19 protein-coding genes and 3 tRNA genes are annotated in these 19,567 nt (G+C 54.1%); 12 read left to right on the top strand and 10 right to left on the bottom strand.

Going from position 1 to position 19,567, the window contains the following annotated elements; genetic code table 11:
* Positions 1–3 precede the first annotated feature (3 nt).
* Both rimI and BM323_RS12050 read right to left on the bottom strand, forming a co-directional pair.
* Positions 4–444: a ribosomal protein S18-alanine N-acetyltransferase gene (gene rimI / locus BM323_RS12055; protein WP_008101780.1), complete on the bottom strand. Its 441-nt coding sequence runs from the start codon at positions 442–444 to the stop codon at positions 4–6.
* Positions 416–826 (bottom strand): DNA polymerase III subunit psi, encoded by a 411-nt coding sequence (locus tag BM323_RS12050; protein ID WP_036647611.1) that lies wholly within the window; start codon positions 824–826, stop codon positions 416–418. The genes rimI and BM323_RS12050 overlap by 29 nt, the downstream gene beginning before the upstream one ends.
* A 300-nt stretch (positions 827–1,126) precedes the next feature.
* Between BM323_RS12050 and rsmC the strand changes: the two genes are divergently transcribed.
* The 4 genes from rsmC (at position 1,127) to BM323_RS12030 (ending at position 2,614) form a co-directional block, all read left to right on the top strand.
* Positions 1,127–2,158, top strand: a complete 1,032-nt coding sequence (rsmC, locus tag BM323_RS12045) for a 16S rRNA (guanine(1207)-N(2))-methyltransferase RsmC (RefSeq protein ID WP_008101784.1) — start codon at positions 1,127–1,129, stop codon at positions 2,156–2,158.
* A gap of 132 nt (positions 2,159–2,290) precedes the next feature.
* Positions 2,291–2,377: transfer RNA gene (locus BM323_RS12040), tRNA-Leu, on the top strand.
* A 34-nt stretch (positions 2,378–2,411) separates the two neighbouring features.
* A tRNA-Leu gene (locus BM323_RS12035) sits at positions 2,412–2,498 on the top strand.
* Between the two features lie 29 nt (positions 2,499–2,527).
* A tRNA-Leu gene (locus tag BM323_RS12030) sits at positions 2,528–2,614 on the top strand.
* A gap of 92 nt (positions 2,615–2,706) precedes the next feature.
* Here BM323_RS12030 and BM323_RS12025 read toward each other — a convergent pair.
* The gene (locus BM323_RS12025; protein WP_008107719.1) at positions 2,707–2,991 is read right to left on the bottom strand and encodes a DUF1435 domain-containing protein; all 285 of its coding nucleotides are present in this window, start codon (positions 2,989–2,991) and stop codon (positions 2,707–2,709) included.
* 228 nt (positions 2,992–3,219) lie between these two features.
* Here BM323_RS12025 and BM323_RS12020 point away from each other — a divergent pair, with 228 nt between their 5' ends.
* The 3 genes from BM323_RS12020 (at position 3,220) to BM323_RS12010 (ending at position 5,803) form a co-directional block, all read left to right on the top strand.
* Positions 3,220–4,314, top strand: a complete 1,095-nt coding sequence (locus BM323_RS12020; protein WP_008107720.1) for a GGDEF domain-containing protein — start codon at positions 3,220–3,222, stop codon at positions 4,312–4,314.
* Positions 4,315–4,448: 134 nt separating this feature from the next.
* Complete coding sequence (gene fhuF / locus BM323_RS12015; RefSeq protein ID WP_091003760.1) at positions 4,449–5,243, top strand: siderophore-iron reductase FhuF; 795 nt, start codon at positions 4,449–4,451, stop codon at positions 5,241–5,243.
* Between the two features lie 95 nt (positions 5,244–5,338).
* On the top strand, positions 5,339–5,803 hold the full coding sequence (locus BM323_RS12010; protein WP_008107722.1) for a YbaK/EbsC family protein: 465 nt from the start codon (positions 5,339–5,341) through the stop codon (positions 5,801–5,803).
* On the opposite strand, the gene BM323_RS12005 is transcribed toward BM323_RS12010, so the two are convergent.
* The 4 genes from BM323_RS12005 to BM323_RS11990 form a co-directional block, all read right to left on the bottom strand.
* Positions 5,800–7,020, bottom strand: coding sequence for an MFS transporter (locus BM323_RS12005; protein WP_008107723.1), 1,221 nt, complete (start codon positions 7,018–7,020; stop codon positions 5,800–5,802). The two genes, BM323_RS12010 and BM323_RS12005, sit on opposite strands and share 4 nt — an antisense overlap.
* Before the next feature lie 222 nt (positions 7,021–7,242).
* Positions 7,243–8,220 (bottom strand): nucleoside hydrolase, encoded by a 978-nt coding sequence (locus tag BM323_RS12000; RefSeq protein WP_008107729.1) that lies wholly within the window; start codon positions 8,218–8,220, stop codon positions 7,243–7,245.
* 12 nt (positions 8,221–8,232) lie between these two features.
* A complete protein-coding gene (locus BM323_RS11995; RefSeq protein ID WP_008107730.1) occupies positions 8,233–9,255 on the bottom strand; it encodes a LacI family DNA-binding transcriptional regulator in 1,023 nt (340 codons plus the stop codon).
* A gap of 75 nt (positions 9,256–9,330) precedes the next feature.
* Positions 9,331–10,713, bottom strand: coding sequence for an MFS transporter (locus tag BM323_RS11990; protein WP_091003759.1), 1,383 nt, complete (start codon positions 10,711–10,713; stop codon positions 9,331–9,333).
* Between the two features lie 584 nt (positions 10,714–11,297).
* Between BM323_RS11990 and BM323_RS11985 the strand changes: the two genes are divergently transcribed.
* On the top strand, positions 11,298–11,852 hold the full coding sequence (locus BM323_RS11985; RefSeq protein ID WP_008107732.1) for a histidine phosphatase family protein: 555 nt from the start codon (positions 11,298–11,300) through the stop codon (positions 11,850–11,852).
* On the opposite strand, the gene BM323_RS11980 is transcribed toward BM323_RS11985, so the two are convergent.
* Positions 11,849–12,802, bottom strand: a complete 954-nt coding sequence (locus BM323_RS11980; protein WP_008107734.1) for a YncE family protein — start codon at positions 12,800–12,802, stop codon at positions 11,849–11,851. The genes BM323_RS11985 and BM323_RS11980 overlap by 4 nt on opposite strands.
* Positions 12,803–13,217: 415 nt before the next feature.
* On the opposite strand from BM323_RS11980, the gene BM323_RS11975 reads away from it, so the two are divergent.
* Positions 13,218–14,231, top strand: coding sequence for a glycosyltransferase family 32 protein (locus BM323_RS11975; protein WP_008107736.1), 1,014 nt, complete (start codon positions 13,218–13,220; stop codon positions 14,229–14,231).
* On the opposite strand, the gene BM323_RS11970 is transcribed toward BM323_RS11975, so the two are convergent.
* Positions 14,205–15,128 carry a LysR family transcriptional regulator gene (locus BM323_RS11970; RefSeq protein ID WP_008107738.1) on the bottom strand — a complete coding sequence of 308 codons (924 nt, stop codon included), beginning with the start codon at positions 15,126–15,128 and terminating at the stop codon, positions 14,205–14,207. The two genes, BM323_RS11975 and BM323_RS11970, sit on opposite strands and share 27 nt — an antisense overlap.
* A 120-nt stretch (positions 15,129–15,248) precedes the next feature.
* Here BM323_RS11970 and BM323_RS11965 point away from each other — a divergent pair, with 120 nt between their 5' ends.
* From BM323_RS11965 to BM323_RS11955, 3 genes are all read left to right on the top strand, one after another.
* Positions 15,249–15,638 carry a tautomerase family protein gene (locus BM323_RS11965; RefSeq protein ID WP_008107739.1) on the top strand — a complete coding sequence of 130 codons (390 nt, stop codon included), beginning with the start codon at positions 15,249–15,251 and terminating at the stop codon, positions 15,636–15,638.
* Between the two features lie 214 nt (positions 15,639–15,852).
* Entirely contained in the window at positions 15,853–18,150 is a 2,298-nt protein-coding gene (gene opgB, locus BM323_RS11960) for a phosphatidylglycerol--membrane-oligosaccharide glycerophosphotransferase (protein ID WP_008107741.1), read from the top strand.
* Between the two features lie 190 nt (positions 18,151–18,340).
* Entirely contained in the window at positions 18,341–18,796 is a 456-nt protein-coding gene (locus BM323_RS11955) for a hypothetical protein (RefSeq protein ID WP_238541737.1), read from the top strand.
* A 23-nt stretch (positions 18,797–18,819) separates the two neighbouring features.
* On the opposite strand, the gene BM323_RS11950 is transcribed toward BM323_RS11955, so the two are convergent.
* On the bottom strand, positions 18,820–19,530 hold the full coding sequence (locus BM323_RS11950; protein WP_008107744.1) for a GNAT family N-acetyltransferase: 711 nt from the start codon (positions 19,528–19,530) through the stop codon (positions 18,820–18,822).
* Positions 19,531–19,567 lie beyond the last annotated feature (37 nt).

Genomic DNA, 19,567 nt, shown 5'->3' with positions numbered 1-19,567 from the left:
TCCTTAAAGGGTTAGCGCCATAATGATGGCATCTTCTCGTCCGCTGGCAGTGGGATAATAGTTGGGACGTACGCTCACCTGATGGAAATCCAGCTGCTCATACAACGCAATCGCTGGCGTATTTGAGGCGCGCACTTCCAGCCATAGCGTCATGACGTCGCGCTGTTCGAGCTCAGCAATCAGATGCTGCAACAGCTGGCGCGCCAGGCCGCGACGCTGGAAGTCGGGATCCACCGCAATGTTGAACAGCGACGCTTCATCCAGCACCACTTGGGTGATGGCGAATCCGGCCAGCTTACCTTCAACATCAATACGGAAATTAACAAAACGTTCGCCTTGATTGCTGCTAAACGTCTGCTCGCTCCACGGAAAGGCATGCGCGCGGCGCTCAATCGCCAGCAGCTGCGGCTGGTCTTCAGGGGTGACTAAAGAGATGGCTGTCATGGTTACACATCTGTTGCCACAGGGCGCGTTTTGCGGCGCCGCTGCTGATCAGTTCATTGAAAACGGCGGTGTTAAAGGTAATGCCGTTAAAGGGATGTTCGCTTTCGACGCCCAGCAGCCAGCCAGCACAGTCGACCTGCTCCGGCAGCATTTGCAGCTGATCTGGAGTTAACGCCATCACCTGCGCGGGTTGAAGGTTCAGCGCGCGCAGCACGTCGCGAATCAGCGGTTCTTGTAGCGTTGGTGCCTGTTCAGCCACCAAAACCAAACGTGTGTCGGGCAAAAGCGTGACGGCAATTTCCCCTTGCAGCACGCGCGGACGCCGCAGCTGGTACTGCGTAATCCCCATTTGCTGTAGAAGCCAGTCGCGCCTTGTGCTCATGCTATTACCCGTTATGCTGCCAGAATGCGACGCTATGCTAGCAAACCCATCGAACATGCGCCAACAAAGCACCATACACAAAATAATTCGAGTTTCAGGACAAAAACGCCAAGCGTTTTTGAACAGCGCTAGCGCTGGCCCCGAAGGGGTGAGGCCTTCGGCCGAATAACGCGGCAAACGAGTGAGGCCCGATGAGCTTACTTCAGGTAAGTGATTCGGGTGAGCGAGAGCAGCCAACGCACCTGTAACTTGAAGTATGACGTGTATATAATCGTCGCTCTGATTTAACAGGAGTGCTCCATGTCTGCTTTTACCCCGGCCAGCGAAGTGATTCTGCGCCACAGTGATGAATTTACCGCCCGCCACGTGTTGTTTGCTGGCGACCTGCAGGATGACCTGCCCGCCCAGCTAGAAACCGCGTCGAGCCGCGTGCATACCCAGCAATATCATCACTGGCAGAACCTTAGCCATCGCCTTGGTGAACGTGCGGTTTACAGCATGGTTGCAACCGCTGCCGATGTTGAAGGCTGCGATACGCTGGTTTATTACTGGTCGAAGAACAAACCCGAAGCGCAGTACCAGCTGCAAAACCTGCTTTCTCTGCTGCCGGTAGGCTGCGATATCTTCGTGGTGGGTGAAAACCGCAGCGGCGTACGCAGCGCCGAAGGCATGCTGGAAGAGTGGGCGACGCTGGAGAAAGTCGACAGCGCGCGTCGTTGCGGCCTGTATCATGGTCGTCTTGATAAGCAGCCGACCTTTGATGCCAGCAGCTACGGCAATACCTATCAGCTCGAGGATCTCACAATCCATACCTTGCCGGGCGTGTTCAGCCGCGATGGTCTGGATATCGGCAGCGATCTGCTGCTCTCCACGCTGACGCCGCACTTCCGTGGCAAAGTGTTGGATATCGGTTGTGGCAGCGGCGTGCTGGCGACCGTAATGGCGAAAGTGTCGCCGCGCGTACGTTTGTGGCTGTGTGATGTGCATGCTGCTGCGATTGAAGCGAGTAAAGCCACGCTGGCCGCCAACGAACTGGAAGGTGAAGTGTTTGCCAGTAACGTGTTCTCTGACGTTACCGGCCGTTTTGACATGATCATCTCCAACCCGCCGTTCCACGATGGCCTGCAAACCAGCCTTGAAGCGGCCAACACGCTGATTCGCGGTGCGCTTAAGCATCTGAACAGCGGCGGCGAACTGCGTATCGTGGCTAACGCCTTCCTGCCGTATCCGCAAATTCTGGATGAAACCTTCGGCAACCACGAAGTGCTGGCGCAAACCGGACGTTTCAAAGTCTATCGCGCCGTATATGGTCGCGGTGCCAAAACGCGTTAATTCAAGCGCGGCGGCAGAAACGTTGCTTTTTACAGCGATCGTTTTGCCGTCGCGAAATATGTGTTGACGCAATGAGTAAAATCTCTAAAATGCGCCTCCGTGGTTAGCAATACTTTAGGGTGTTGTTAGTTTGCGATGGTGGCGGAATTGGTAGACGCGCTAGCTTCAGGTGTTAGTGTTCTTACGGACGTGAGGGTTCAAGTCCCTCCCTTCGCACCAAACTAAAATCACACAGTTTATATCTGCGCACTGAGCGATGGTGGCGGAATTGGTAGACGCGCTAGCTTCAGGTGTTAGTGTTCTTACGGACGTGAGGGTTCAAGTCCCTCCCTTCGCACCAATGCGACGATATAAACAGACAACTAAGATGCGATGGTGGCGGAATTGGTAGACGCGCTAGCTTCAGGTGTTAGTGTTCTTACGGACGTGAGGGTTCAAGTCCCTCCCTTCGCACCAACAGTTGTCACTCCTTTCGAGCAGTAAATTCCCAAAAAGATTTTCAACGAACTTCACGCTATCAGCGTGATGTTGTCGTTTCTGCGATTTGCTCAGATGACGTGGAAATTGACCGACACCGCCGCTAATCCGCCCGCCAATGCCAGACAAGACGGCAGCAATAAATAGTGCCGCAGACGATGATGAAACAGCATCACCACGGTCAGCAGCAGCGCCACAATCATCACCACCCGCCATTGGCTGAAACTCGGTTCCCATAACGCAAAAACCGGCATAGCCGCGCAGGGTAATAACACGCCCCAGCCGCTATCCAGACGTTTACCCATTATCCAGCTCACGCCCCAAAGTCCGCAGGCGGCCATTATCGCCATGATCATTGCGCAACCCTCAGATGATAAATATTCGCATTATCATATGACAATACTTCTCATCTTGCAGCGAATTTTTTGTCGCAAGCCATGCCGGATGACAGAATTACTGGAAAATGCTAAATTGCCGCCGATAACAATATCGCTAACACAACAATAACGTGCTCTCTATCCGGGTAGGTAAACTATTACTTACGGGTAGCGCTTTGATATATCAGGGCTGTCACGAGAATAATAATGAAATTACAATCTTATGATGAGTTGAAACAGAGTAAATATCGGCTGTCGCTGATGCTATTTCTGTTTCTTAATGTCGCCGTTTCGCTTTTTTGCCTGCTGCCGATTTTAGGCAGCGACAGCCCAATCCGCTCGCTGCCGGTTGCCGTTGTGGCGGGCTTCAGTTCCACGCTGCTGGTTATTTGTTTAATGGCGTCAAAACAAAAATTACCGCTATTAAATCCTGTCGCTTTTATATTGGGTGCGCTGTGGGCGTGGCATATTAACCACAGATATCATCTGGTTTACTATTTTGATGGCAGCTTTTTAATTATCAGCCTGTTAAGCGTTTTCTTTATCAGTGCAATTGCGCTGAGTGATTATTTGATCGCATTTTGTTTACACATCACGCCGCCGGTATTAACCGTGCTGTTATTGGATGATGGTCAGCATTTAATGATGATCTTATTCACTATTACACTGCCGTTAATCGGCTTTTCACTGCACCATTTAATGCGTCGTCGCTTTGATACCTTTACCCGTCGGCTGGTGAGCCAGCTGTATGAGGAAAAAGAGAGCTTCAGCGATTTAAGCATGCTCGATCCGCTTACCGGCTTGTACAACCGCCGTGGATTGAAGAATCGGCTTGATACCATTATGGAAAACCACGCCGGCAGCCACTTTGTGCTACTGCTGGATATCGACCACTTCAAAGCCTACAACGACAATTACGGCCATGCGATGGGCGATCAGGCGCTGGCGCGCGTGTCCGTAGCGATCCGCGACGCGGTACGTTCGCGCGATGTGGTCACGCGCTACGGCGGCGAAGAGTTTCTGGTGCTGATGACCAACGTGAATGCCTCGATTGCAATGAAACTGGCGGAGCGCATTCGTCAGTACGTGGTGGATTTGGAAATTCCGCATCGCTTCAATGAGAAAGTGTCGACGCACGTCACCATCAGCGCGGGGATCGCGCCCATCTTCGACGAAGATTTTGACCAGGCGGTGGCCAATGCCGACCGCGCGCTGTATGTGGCGAAAAATCAGGGACGTAACACCATTTTAGCGTGGGAAGATTTGCCGAAATTGACGCAGGCGAGTGACAACCTGGCGTAAGGTTTTGCTGGTCGCCATGAATGACGACCCTACGCTTACCTCGCCAAGCTTTGCCACATGTGCAGAAATGTTGTTCAAAACGACGGGAACGATTATCATTTGTCTCTCGATTCCCGTTATCACTCAGGACCGGCATGGCTATCATCACGCGTCAGGATCATCGCTTTAGCGAGCATCCGCTGATCTTTATGCAGAGCGATCGCAGTTTAGCGAGCGCGCTGGAAGATCTGATGCGCGAACAACGCAGCTACATGCTGGACAACCTCAAGCTCGGCCAACCGGCACCCGCCGGGACGTTAACGCTGGCCGAGTGGTCCAATCCGCTTCACTATCACCGCCTGACGCAGCGCTACAGCGATTATCTCTATCGCGATCATCCCGATGTGCAGCAGGAAGCTAAGCCGCTGCAGTCACTGTGGGCGCAATGGTATTTTGGTCTGCTGCTGCCACCGCTGATGATGGCGTTATTGCAGGAACCGCGCGCGCTGAATTGCTCGCCACATCTGATTCACGTTGAGTTCCACGAAAACGGTCATCCGTGCGCTTTCTGGCTGGATGTGCAGGAAGATGACGATGCGCGCTACCTCAATGCCCAGCAGCGTATCGATCGCCTGATTCAGCAATGCCTGATTCCGGCAGTGAACGGCATGACGCAGCACGGTGATATCAATGCGAAGCTCATCTGGAACAACATGGGCTTTTCGTTTTACTGGTTCCTCGGTGAGCTGAAAAACCAGCTGCCGGAAGAGACGATTTTGCAGTTAGAGCAGGCGCTATTTTTCACTCAGTCACTGCTCGATGGCAGCGATAACCCGCTGTATCGCACCATGATCCCGCGCAATGGCGAAATGGAGCGACGCAGCTGCTGCCAGCGCTATCGCATCCCCGACGTAGAACGTTGTGGTAACTGCACGTTAAAAGCGGTGTAGCACCCGCGCATTCTGTTACAGATTCTCCTTTTCTCCCGTTTACACTTTTCCAGGCTTATGGCATTTTTTTGGCTCTGTTTTTACCGGAGATAACAATGAGCCTGGAGTCGGTACGGCACTTCTTTGCCGAACATGCACCGGATATCGACATCATCGAGATGCCGGAAAGCACCGCCACCGTTGAGCTGGCCGCACGCGTTCATGGCGTTCAGCCTGGGCAAATCGCCAAAACCCTGTCGCTGAAAGTGAAGGATGCCATCGTGCTGATCGTCACGCGCGGCGATGCGCGTCTCGACAACCGCAAGCTGAAAGCCGCGCTCGGCGCCAAGGCGCGCATGTTAAGCGTGGATGAAGTGGTGAACTGGACCGGACATCCAGTCGGCGGCGTTTGTCCGTTCGGGCTGGAAAATCCGCTGACCGTCTATTGCGATGTGTCGCTGCGTAGCTTTGACGAAGTGCTGCCAGCAGCAGGATCGATTCATAGCGCGGTACGCATTTCGCCGCAGCGCATGGCAGAACTCACTGCGGCGAAATGGGTTGACGTCTGCGAGGCGCTTTAACGCGACTCGCGCGCGGCAGCACCGGAGATTTCGATGCCGCGCGTCTCCCGACCAAACGCCACTAACACGCAAATCAGCACCGCCACCGTTCCGGCGACAATCGCCATCCCCAAACCATAATTGCCGCCGTGCGCCTCGGCAATACGCGACTGCACTGTCGCATTCACTGATGCAATCAAATTCCCCAGCTGATAAACAAAGCCCGGCAGCACCGCACGCGCGTTGGCGGGCACCAGTTCGGTGAGATAGGTCGGCACCACACCCCACGCGCCCTGCACCATAAACTGCATCAGAAACGCGCCGATCCCAATCATCCATGAACCGCTGGAGAAGGCCCACAGCGGCAGCACCGGCAGCGCGAGGAACGACGCCAGAATAATCGCGCGCTTACGGCCAATGCGTTCGGAGAGTGCGCCAAAGGTGATGCCGCCCAGCATCGCCGCGATGTTGTAGCTAATAGCAATAATGCTGACGGTGTGCGGATCAAACTGATGCTGCACTTTCAGGAAGGTGGGATAGAGATCCTGCGTACCGTGGCTAAAGAAGTTAAAGCAGGCCATCAGCAGCACCATATAGATACAGATTTTCCAGTGCTGCCGAATAATCGGCAGCAGCGCATTACTCTCTTTACGCTCGCGCGCCGCCAGCCACACCGGCGATTCCGGCACTTTAAAGTAGATAAACGGCAGAAGCAGAATCGGCAACGCGCCGATCAGGAACATGCCGCGCCAGCCGACCGTTTCGAAGAACAAACCAAAAATCACCGACGCCAGCAGATAGCCGCACGGATAGCCGGCCTGGAAGATGCCGGACATCAAGCCGCGCGAGCGATCCGGAATGGTTTCCAGCGCCAGCGACGACGCCACGCCCCAAATGCCGCCCATCGCCACGCCGTAAATCACGCGGAAACCAAGGAACGCCGTGAAGGTGGGCGACCACGCCGAAAGCAGTTCAAACGCCGAGAACATCACGATATTGAGCATCAGAATCGGTCGGCGGCCATACTTCTCCGCCAGCCGACCAAACAGCAGCGCGCCGATCGGTCGCACGGCGAGCGTGAGCATGATGGCGAGGGATACATCGGAGACGCTGGTATGGAAATACTGGGCAAGATCGCTGAGGACAAACACTAAGATAAAGAAGTCGAACGCATCCAGCGTCCAGCTCGCGAAACTGGCAAAAGCCACGTTGCGCTGGGTCGCAGTCCAGTTGAACATGTTGTTATCCTGTCTGATTAGCTTCCGGATCGTTGGCCGGATTTATTTTAGAAGTTACCGCGCGAATAATTTCACGAGTTACTATTATGTTAACTATTTGTATATAGCATGTCAGAAAGGCGGGCTGTGGCGGGAATTGTCAGCGAGTGATTCGCGGTGTAAAAAAGCGTGTCATGTTGAAGAGGAAGGTCGCCATAAATGACGACCCTACAGTGACGGACGTTACAACTGATTAAACGCCTTTTCGATCATCTCCAGCAGCAGCGCGTTATTGACGGTTTGAATCACATGCACCAATGCGCCGGTCTGCGGCGGCACGCCGATATCCAGACGCAGCGGCGTGCGATAACGCCAGCTTTTGCCACGCGTGGCACCGGGACGCAGCTCAATATCCACATGATAATCCACGCCGTCGGCGACACGCTGATTCAGCAACCATGCCACCACCAGCGCATCATGAATCCAGCAGCCGGGCAAATGGCGGGTGCGAATCGAATAATCGATCCACGGACGTAACGTCTCGCGCACAAACTGTGGCAACGGATGATCGTTAGCGGTAAGTCGCGTGAGATCCTGCTGCGTCATCAAGGTTTGCGTGGTGGCGTCCATCGGTACCAGCGTGATGGTCGCGCCGCTGTGCAGTACCTGATGCGCCGCTTCCGGATCCAGGCCAAAATTGGTGTCTTTGATGTAATCATCCAGCGCGAACACGCCGCCCATAATCACAATCTCTGCCACCGATTCCGCCATGGCCGGATAACGCTGCAGCGCCAGCGCCACGTTGGTCAGCGGGCCGATCGCCACCAGCGTAAACTCGCCTGGATTGTCACAAATCAGTTGGCCCATTACGCCAGCCGCGTCATGCCCATCCGCCGGAATGCGCTGCGGCTGACGCACGCCGCGCCACAGTTCACCGAGCTTTTCATCGGCTACGTGATCAAGACGCGCACGCCACGGCGCAGGATCTTCGCGCAGCGCCTGCAACGCGCCCTGCACCACCGGAATGTTACGTCCCAATCGCTGCAGCAGATCTTTGGCGACCTGCGCACCGACCGCGCTCGGCGTGTTGCCGGTGACGGTGGTAATCAGTTCCAGCGACAGCGACTTCGAAGCCAATGCTAACGCCAGCGCAAGGCCGTCGTCGGTGTTGGCGCCCGCTATACCGTTTCCCGGATCACAATCGATAATCAATCTTTTCATAGTGTTATAGTTTTATTGTTGTTGAGTAAGCTGGCAGCCACAGGACTCACCGATTTCTAAATGGTGAGGGAATTCCGCCAGCTTCGCATCGCCATCCCAATTCTTGAGCATGGCAATCGCACTGCGCGCCATATCACGCAGCGGCTGACGGACGGTGGTGAGCGTCGGCACATGAAACGCCGACTGATCGGTTCCGTTAAAACACACCAGCGCGACATCCTGCGGCACGCGCAGTCCATGCTCCGACAGCGCACGAATGCAGCCAATCGCCTGGCCTTCATTACTGGTAAACAGCGCGCGCGGCACACGACCGCTGGCTACCATGCGCTGCGCGGCGTCATAACCGCCCTGCCGCGTGTAGCTGGCCGGAAAAATCATCGCCTCATCCGCCAGCAATCCTTTCTGCGCCAGCGCATCGCGCCAGCCCTGAATACGATCCTGCGCGTTAAGCATGTCCAACGGGCCGCTGATCATGCCCACCTGCTGATAACCGTGACTGAGCAGATGCGCCGTCACCTGGCACGCCGCTTCGCGTTCATTAACGCGCAGCATGCTGACGCCTGGACGTGGCTCAATGCGATCCAGCATTACCAGCGGCGTACCGCTGGCCTGAATCACATCAATGTAGGGATGGCGATCGACGCTGTTGTAAAACAGGCCATCAACCTGACGATTTAACAGACCCTGAATAATCTCCAGCTCGCGTTTGCGATCGTCACCGGCATCACCCAACAACATGACGTGGCCGTGATTCATCGACTCCTGCAACAGCATGTGCGCCATCGAAGCAACAAAGGGATTACCGATGTTCGGCACCACTAAACCAAAGGTTTTGGTGCTGCCCGAAGCCAGCGCGCGCGCCACCGCATTAGGGCGATAGCCGGTCTGTTTGATCGCTTCCAGCACGCGCTGACGCGTGGCTTCTGCCACCGGTCGCGGGCCGTTATTGATCACGTAACTGACCACCGCCACCGAGGTGCCGGCGATTTTTGCCACGTCCGTGCGCGTTACGTTTCCGGTTGGAGATTTCGCCATTCCTTTGCCCCTGCGTAAATGCCATTGACCGGAATCTCCGGCCAATGGTGATGATGGTTTACGCGATCCTGCTGGTCAGATGGCATCTTCCGGCAGATTGAGATCGCGCCCGCGCGTTTCCGGCGCCACGAAAGTGGTGAGAAAACCGATGCTGGCCATCGCCGTGAAGTAAACCGCAATCGGCCACCAGTGTCCGGTAAACGACAGCAGCGCCGCCGCCACTAATGGCGCGGTGCCTCCTGAAAGGATAGACCCCAGCTCTTTCGCTACCGCCATCTTGGTGTAACGACGCTTCACGCCAAACATCTCGACGCCCCACGCCGCCTGCACGCCGAAAATACCCAGCGATGCCAGCGCCATACCGACCACGATCACCGCCATCACAATCGCCGGATCGCGGCTGTCCATCAGGCTAAAGGCAGGCCAGGCGTAGAACATCAACAATAAGCAGAAGCAGCGATAAGTAATGCGGCGACCAAAGCGATCCGACAGCCAACCGGCAAACGGAATAATCAGGAAGCCAAGTAAGGACGCGATGAATACCGCCGTGGTGGGCACCGATTTGTCGAGCATCAGTACTTTGGCGACATAACCGACAATAAAGCCCTGCGCCAGATAAGAAGGGCCGTTTTCACCGATGCGTAAACCGACCATGGTCCAGAAGGCGCGGGTGCGGCGCCAGAAGCTGCGCGTATCCACTTCTTCTTTCGCCTGCGCCAGCGTGGCGTTACGTTCGGCCTGCAATTCCGCCTGCTGCCGTTCAAACACCGGCGTTTCACGCAGGTTGCGACGAATCCACAACGCCACCACCGCAATCAGCACGCTGCTGAGGAACGGAATACGCCAGCCCCACGCCAGCAAACTCTCTTTGTCCATCTGGATCACCGCCAGCCATACCAGCGACGCAATCAGCGTGCCGCTGTTTGAGCCCAGCGCAATCACCGACGAAACCAAACCGCGACGTTCAACCGGTGCATATTCGCCCAGCATCACCGTTCCGCCGGACAACTCAGCGCCCGCCCCCAAACCCTGGGTAAAGCGCAGCAGCACCAGACATGCGGGAGCCCAGACGCCAATGCTGGCATAGGAAGGAATCAAACCAATGAGTGTTGTGGAGGCGCCCATCAGAATGATGGTTGAGATCATTACCGTTTTGCGTCCCTTGCGATCGCCAATCCAGCCGAACAGCAAGGCACCAATCGGGCGAGCAATAAAGCCCACCGACCAGGTGGCAAAACTCGAGAGCAAGGCGATAGCAGGCGTGGCTTCGGGGAAGAAGACGTCACCAAAGATAATGCCGGCGGCGAGGCCATACAGCGCAAAATCCGCATATTCCATCGCGGTGCCAAGCCAGCAGGAGAACGTGGCGCGCCAGAAATCTTTGCGGCCGGAGGATGTTTCAAACCGCGCGTCGGCAGCTGAGGAGGATGTTAGTGAGCTTTGTTGCGAAACCGTCATAACCCATTCCCTGAAAGAGGTAAAAACAGCAAACGCCCTTCCGTGGGTCAGTTCCCTTGCAACAAGCGGAACTCCCCGGTGGCGACGTTCAGTAGGCAAACCTGGATGAAAAATCAGTAATGAATTCCCTGGTGTTGGAATCCGCTTCTTCGCCTGTTCCCGCCGATGTAATTTTCATCGATCGCATTAGTGAGGCAAATGTAACTGGGTCATCTCAAGGCCAACTTCGTCTCTGGCACCGTGAGTTATCACTATGGAGATAGTCTATCTACGCGCGTAGATAAATCAAGTGATAATAGAGAAATTTATTAGATAAACTTCACTATAACTCATGAAAACAAGGCAAAAATGGCGTCAAATCATGACATTACATCTAATGCGCGTAAGCAAGAAATGTCTGATTACCGTGTAATTGACGATTATTGCTTACCATTTAACAGCGGAGTTTGAATCTTCATCGCGCTGTTTTTCGCACAGTTCAGTTAAGGTTTAATGACAAACAGGCAATACTCTTAAATCCCGTCATGGATGCGCGACTTACTCAACCTCTGCATTACACTGGAGCAATACCACTCAGGAGCGCTATGACCATTATTCTTATGCGACACGGTAAACCCGATCATCCGGTCAATGGGCGCTTCTCGGCGCGGGCATTAGCCGACTGGTGTGAAGGTTACGATCAGGCTGATATTTGCGACTCCCCGCCGCCGCGCAGTCTAACCATTGCGCGCCTCGCGAGTGTGATCGCCACCAGCCCGCTGCCGCGCGCCCGTTCGTCGTTAACACGCCTGGGTCTGCAGCCGCACGCGGTGGATGAGGTTTTTAGCGAAGTGGCAATACCGACTTTGCCGTTTGAGCGTTTGCATCTGCCGCTCAACGTCTGGCTGGCGCTACTACGCCTGTTATGGCTGTGCGGCTATAGCGGCCATGTCGAATCGGTGCAGCATGCGCGTCAACGCGCCCGTCTTGCGGCAGATAAACTGGTGACGCTGTCGCAGCAAGGCACGGTGTTATTGGTCGGTCACGGCATCATGAACAAGCTGATTGCGCGTGAGTTACGCAAGCGCGGCTGGCAGGCCGAAAAACATGCCAGCAGCCGCCACTGGAGCAGTGCGATTTATCATCGCCCGTTTATTTAAGGTTTGAGCTGAAAGTAGCTCAGCACCTCACAACCGGTACCGGCTTGCGGCGTGGCAATCACCTTCATCTGCTGCAAATCAATCAGGCTGAGCGAACCGTCGCCCTCATTCGCAATCAGCAAGCTGCTATTATCCTCACTGAAGCAGCCATCCATCGGCTTATTGCCAACCTGAATATCGCCGAGCGGATTGAGCAGATCGTCAAACAGCGTTACCACCGGCTCCTGATCGCCAATCGCCACCAACCGCTCGCCGTTGGCACTGAAACGCACTACCTGACAGGGTTGCTGATGGCCCGGTAACCTCAGGCGCAGGCGGATGCGATGACTTTGCCGATCCACCACATACAGCATCGGCGCATCGGCGGCGCTCGCCACCAGATAAGGATGTTTAGGCGAAGCGGCGATGCCAGAAATTGGGCCGGGCATCAGGATGTTGTCGATAATCCGCCCTTCCGCCTCACACAAATCCACCACGGTAATGCTGGCGTCCTCTTCATTTTCGGTAAACAGCTTGCGACCGCTGGGCGATAAAGTGAGTCGGTGCGCATTGTGCGAAGGCAGCTGAATGGTTTTTTCCACGCGATCGCTAACCGGATCAATCACTGCCACCACCGCGCTGTTTTCACAGCAGAGATAAACTTTGCCGTCACGTCCTAACTGGCCGCTGTGCGGTGCTTTTAATGGCGACAGATCGATAAAACCGCTGATCTGCCGCAGGCGCAGATCGATGATCGCCACTTTATGGCCAGGATGCGGATTGTCGCCGTGAATGCCGTCGCCGTAGATCGGCACGTAAGCTTTCTCCAGTTGCGGCAGCATCAGAAGCTCGTGTGGACGCGGCGGAAAAGCATTTAACTCTTGCTCAACGGCAAAGGTTTCGGGATTGAGAAACAGCACGCGATTGCCCTGCTTATCGACCGCCAGTAATCCACGGTTGTGTCGCTGCATAGTGTCTCCTTTTGTTGATCACCTGCTTTAAGCGTAGCTAACCCTCACTCAGGGTGAGATTTTCCCGGCAGACCAGCGAAAAATGCAGCCAGGTTAACAAGTGATCTCACGCGCACTTTTTAATCTCACCCGCGACTTACGCCACGCCCTGCTTATTTTATTAGGAATAGTCTTAATGCGATAAAATAGAATAACCAACAATTCACGCGATTAATTATCGTTAATTTAAAGCTTAACGGATCCTTGATTTTCCGGTTTATCTGAAAGGATCAAAAAGTGATAGCCGCATCGCACAGAATGTTTTATTAAGCATAGGAGAGTACTTTTTTTACACACAGCCTAAAGGACAATCAAGAGCGCTCAGCGCCGCGATCAGGGACGCCTTGCCACCATAATCACAATAATCAGGTGCATCATGAATAAAAAACGCCTTCAGCCAGCGTTAACCCTCTGGCATAACTGGAAAAGACTCGCTTTTACCAGCCAGACTTTCCTGCAGAAAAAACAGCATACTGCGCTCTGTGCGCCGGAATACGATCCCAGCGAAGAGGACAATATCGTGTTACTTTCTGGCGAAAAAGATCTGCCAGAGATTCCAAAGAAAGTCTGGATGTATTGGGATAATGAATATTTACCGAAATCACTGGCATTAAATATTAAAAAGATTCGTCAGGATAATCCCGACCATGAAATCCATTTATTAAATCGTTTAACGGTAAAAGAAGTTTTACCGGATTTTATATTCACCTCGACCCAATTAACCGCCCAGCAAAGAAGCGAAGTGATTCGCCTGGAATTACTGCTGCGCTATGGCGGCATTGCCATTGATTGCAGCACCTTATTATTTGAAGATCTCTCCTGGGTGCATCGCGCGCATCAGGAACGTTGTATGGATGTGATTGGTTATTATCACGAAAACGCCACCGTCAACTATCTCGCGCCGGTGATTGAGAGCTGGTTCCTGGCGGCGACCGCCAATAATCCCTTTATCCGCGAATGGCAAAAACATTACGCGCCGATCAAACATCTCGGCGAACAGAATTACTTCAGTGAATTGACCAAGCGCGATGATTATTCCCTGCTAACGCAGAAGATTGCGCAGCCGGAGCAGCAATTAGGTTCACTGGCGCAGCAGATCGCCATGCGCGAACATCGCCGGGTGAATCTCTACCTGCGTAAATGCGAGGCCAACGCCTATTACTATCAGCGTTTAAGCGGCTGGAAAAGCGAGGCGTTTGCCCACGCGGTGCTGTTTCACCAGCGTCCACTCACGCCACCGCCGGTGATTAAACTCAGCGGCAATGAGCAGCTGCATCTCGACTTCAACCTGCGGCTCGGCCATTACAACCGCAGCAGTTTGTTGGGCCAGATGATGCAAACGCCTGCGCCAATCGCGCTGGCTTCACCCATCAACAAAGCGCGCGCGTAACCAATGGATAAAGGTGGTCACCGCCCGTGGCACCTGTGCAGCATACGGGCGTACCACCCACAACCGATCGGCGAAGGCATCCACCGCTTGCCACTGCGGCAGCACCTGCTGCAGCGTGCCGCTGGCTAATGCCGCGCTGGCGCTGAAGTCCGGCAGCATCGCAATGCCCAACCCCTGCAATGCAGCATCACGGATCGACTCGCTGTTGTTGGTGGCAAAATTACCCTGAATCTTTACCTGCACGGTTTCGCTGCCGCCGTCCGCTAATCGAAAGCGCCACTGCGGCGACTCGAGTCCGCGCGGGTAATAAAGACAATTGTGCTGCTGCAACGCCTGAGGTGAATCCGGCAAACCGTTCTGCGCCAGATACGCCGGCGACGCCACCAGCAACGCGCGGGTTTCACACAGCGGCAACGCAACATGTGTTTCCGGCAGGCTATCGCTGTGGCGAATCGCCAGATCAAATCCTTCACTGCCGAGCGACACCAGACGATCGGTGACGTCCAGCTGCAAACGCACCTGCGGATAGTCGCGCAAGAAATCGCCGATGATCGGCACCAGCTGCTGACGCGCAAACGCCACCGGCGCAGTCACGCGCACCATGCCACGCACCGGACCCGCTTCATCACGTACGCTGAAAAAGCTCTGTGCGATACGCGCAAAGGGATCGCGCAGCTCATCCACCAGCTTTTCACCGGCAGAGGTCAGCCGCACGCTGCGCGTGGTGCGCTGCACTAACGCCACACCCGCCATCTTTTCCAGCTCTTTAATCTTCTGACTCATTGCCGCTTTGCTGACGTCTAATCGTTCCGCCGCGCGCGTAAAACTGCCGAGCTCAGCCAGCACGGTTAACCAGTGCAAATGGACCCAAAGGCTATCTGTTTTAATTTCTTTCATATCGATTGTTCAAAATAATAAATAATCATTTCAACCAGCGCGCTTTTTCTTTCCTGCAGCAAGCGGCAGCATAGAGCCACATCCTACTCTTTTCATGTGAGCAAAAACGAGGGTTTATTTATGCCGTTACTGACATTCGACGTTATTCAGGGCCGTTCAGAATCAGAAATACGCACATTGCTGGATGCCGCACATCGCGCGGTGTTAACCGCATTTAAAGTCCCGGCCCGCGATCGTTATCAGATTGTTCATGAAAACAAAGGTTATCAGATGGTCTTTCAGGACACCGGCTTAGGCTTTGAGCGAACCGACAATCTGGTGATGGTGCGCGTGTATACCAGCCCGAGAAGTGAAGAACAGAAGTGCCTATTTATGGCAGAGTTAGCGCGCGAGCTGCTGGAAAATTGTGGCGTTCAGGGCACTGATTTGATGATTAGTTTTATCACCAACAGTAAAGGCGACTGGAGCTTTGCCGACGGCGAAGCGCAATACCTCACTGGAAAACTCTAATCCCCCTTCTCTGCCCTCACTGGCAGCAGCGCATCCGTTGCTGCCAGGCGAAACCACAGTCAGCCTTAACCCGCCTTAAACGAATCGGAATGCATCGCACAAATCTGGTTGGATGTGTTGCAGCCTTGTGACACCCAATATAGATTGACGCAAAATCCCCGCAGAGGGTCGTTGGCGCAAGGATTGCGTATTCATTCAACATGAGGATCTAACGTTGTCCGAATTGGTTTCGGTTGTACTCTTTTTGGCTGCGATTGCGGTCTACTCCTCTAAAGCCGGGCGAAATAAATTTTGGTTTAGTCTGATCCTGCTGCTGCTCACGCTGTTTATCGTGCTTAACATCACGCTGGTCGCCAGCAACTATTTTACCGGCGATGGCATTAATGACGCGGTGCTGTATACCCTGACCAACAGCCTGACCGGCGCGGGCGTGAGCAAATATGTGGTGCCGGCCATCGGACTGATCATCGCGCTGTTCTCGCTATTTTGCCTGCTTTCGTGGTTACTTCGCCGCCGTAAGCGGCCGCATCACCTCGGCTGGAGTTTACTGGCGATTGCCTGTGCCGCAGGTTCGGTACAAACCACGCCTGCGTTTCGCCAGGTGAAAGAGCTTATCGCCTCACATTCGCGTCTCGCCGATTCGGATTTCGAAAGCTATTACAAAACGCCTAATAAGGTGATCGCCGAGCCCAGGCTCAATCTGGTCTACATTTATGGCGAAAGTCTTGAACGGACCTATTTCGATCAACAGGCATTTCCCGGTCTGGCCCCGGAACTCAGCCGGGAAAAAGATAACAGCATCGATTTCAGCCAAACCGAACAGCTCCCCGGCACCGATTACACCATCGCCGGCATGGTGGCTTCACAGTGCGGCATCCCGCTGTTTGCGCCTTTTGATGGCAATGCCTCGGCTTCGCTCTCCAGCTTCTATCCCCAGAACATTTGTCTGGGCGACATCCTGAAGAACTCTGGTTACGAGAACTGGTTTATTCAGGGCGCAGATTTACGCTTCGCCGGTAAAGACACTTTCCTGCTGTCGCATGGTTTTGATGCGGCCAATATGTATGGCTCGCAGGAGCTGAAGAGTCGCGTCGCCGATCCCAGCTATCGTAATAACTGGGGCTACTACGATGACACGGTGATGGACGAGGTGTTTGAGAAATACGAGGAGCTGTCGCGCGCGCAAAAACGCTTCGCATTGTTCACGCTCACCGTCGACACCCATCATCCGGATGGTTTTATCTCGCGCAGCTGCCAGCGCAAAAGCTACAGCTATGATGGCAAACCCAACCAATCCTTTAGCGCGGTCGCCTGTTCACAGGAGCATGTGGCGCGTCTGATTGAACGCATCAAAGCCTCACCGTGGTTTAAAAACACCATCATCGTGGTGACTTCCGATCATCTGGCGATGAACAACACTGCGCATCAATACCTGATCAAGCAGCCGCGCCATGACCTGTTTATGGTGATTCGTGGCGATCAGCCACAGGCGGAAGTGCTCAATGGCAAACGCAGCACGTTGGATAACGGCGCCACGGTGCTGGATATTCTCGGCGGGGATAACGCGATTGGGCTTGGTCGCAGCGGCCTCTCTTCGAAATCGCTGTCAACCGAGTTCGACGACATGGCAAAGCGCGTCACATCGTGGAAAGCGGACATTATTCAGCTGTGGAATTTCCCCAGCAAGATGGACAGCTTCACCGTCGATCAACAGAAAAACACTTTCAGCTTCTCTGGCGCGACCTTCAAATTACCGATTCTGTTCCGCGTCTCCGACAAACATGTTGAACCGCTGCCGGAAGGGGAATACTCCGAACCGCTGCGTTATCAGCTGGCGAGTTTTGCTGCCGCCGACAAGTTCGTTTGGGTCGATCGCTGCTTTAAGATGGCGCGCCTGTGGCAGCCAGAGTTGGCGCTGTCGAACGATTTGTGCGTGTCGATGGGACAAATGGGCGCCAAACCCAGCGTAACCCGCATCGATAAACCGCAGTGGAAAGGTAAAGTCCGCTTCCCGAAAGCAGAAGTCAATGCGGCAACCTTCCAGCTCAACGAGCAGCAAATACGCATCGAAGACAATGCGATTCGCTACAACGCCGACAGCTTCCTGTTAACGGTGCCCGGCGCGCCAAACAGCGTGAAGAGTTTTAAAGGGATATCACGTCCGGAAGAGTGGGGACGCTGGTCGAATGCCAATCTGGCACCGGAAGTGAATATTGAGTACACCGATCCGCTGCCTGAACGCTTTGATGTGGTGATCACCGCGCGAGCGTTCGGTCCGAATGCGCATCGTCCAATTCCCGTGCGCGTTGGCGATCAAGAGCAGCAATTGAATTTGGGAGATGAGTTCTCCACCATCACGCTGCATTTCACCAATCCAACCGGCAGCCGTAATTTGATTATTGCGCCACCGGAGCCGCAAGAGTCGAATGTCGGCAATATCATCGGCCAGGATCCGCGCAAACTGGGGATCGGCATGGTGGATATAAAAATAATTCCGCAGCCGCAAAGTTAAGCGAATACAGCTGGAGTTCAAGGCCTGCCTGCGTGCAGGCCTTTTTTATTGGCTGAACGTGTTACTCGTTGTACGGATTGATTTTTTTCGAGGCGTCGCGCAAAGTTTGCACACTCAAATAGAGTAACCCTCACAACCGGGATAACCTTCTCCTCAGCAAAGGAGCTAACCGGGAGAGACAAGGATGAGAATGACGATGATAAACACCCATAAAGCCTATCTGGCGCTGCAACAGGCCGGCGTGGCGGATAAGCAAGCTGAAGTAATGGTCGAGATCTTTGCTGAAATGCAGCAAGAAAACTCGCTGACTAAAATCGATCTGTCGCAGGCCATGGAAGGTGTGGTGCGTATGCAGCACGCTACCAATAATCGTCTTGATAATCTTGAACAGCGATTTGACCATTTTGAGAAAGATGTAACGGGTCAATTTCAGACGATTTATAAGCACTTCGAGAAAATCGATGAGAGATTCGAGAAAATCGACGAGAGGTTCGAGAAACTGGATATTCGCTTAGGTGCAATGGATCAGCGTATGGACCAAAACTTCACGGCCCTAAAAAAAGATTCTCAATGGCTTAAAGGAATACTGATGGCAATCGTCTGCACCATGATTCCTGCCACCGCAAAATATATGTTCATGAACTAACCGGGCTGTAAGCCCGGCTTAAATCACCTCTGACGTAGCGCCTCCAGTTTTTCGCGTTGCGCCCCTTTCGTCGTAAAGTTCTCTGCCGCCAGCCAGCGTTCGAAGCCTTGTTTCACCTGCGGCCAGTCGCTGTCGATAATCGAGAACCAGCAGGTATCACGGCTGCGGCCTTTATAGACAATCGCCTGCCGGAAGGTGCCTTCAAACTGAAACCCTAAACGCAGCGCCGCGTTGCGTGATGGCTGATTGCAGCTGTCACACTTCCACTCGTAGCGACGATAGCCCAGCTGCTCAAAGGCGTAGCGCATCAACAGATAGTGCGCTTCGGTGGCCATACGCGTTTGCTTCAGCAGCGGCGAGAAGGCAACGTGGCCGATCTCCACCGATCCGTTTGTCGCATCAATGCGCATCAACGCCAGGCTGCCGACCGCGCGATTGCTAACCGGATCGATCACCGCGAAATGCAGGGGATCGCGCCCATTTTCCAGCTTGCGCGCATAGGCAACATAGGCTGCTTCATCGGCAAAAGGTTCGGCGAACATATAGGTCCAGTCACGCCCATCTGCAGCCAGCGCATAGGCAGCATAAAGTTCGCGGCCATGGCGCTCGGCACTCAGCGGTTCCAGGCGGCAATAGTCACCGGTGAAGGTTTCATAGTTCGGCCAGGCGCGGGGTTGCCAATCTGGCAGCGGAAATCCTACCGGTTGTCCGTAAGCATTGCTGTGTTGCGACATTCCTCAATTCCTTTATCAGTCAGGACCAGAAATGCAG

Origin of the sequence: Pantoea sp. YR525 (assembly GCF_900116775.1) — a bacterium.
GTDB lineage: Bacteria > Pseudomonadota > Gammaproteobacteria > Enterobacterales > Enterobacteriaceae > Pantoea > Pantoea symbiotica.
This window is presented reverse-complemented; position numbering and strand designations above follow the sequence as displayed.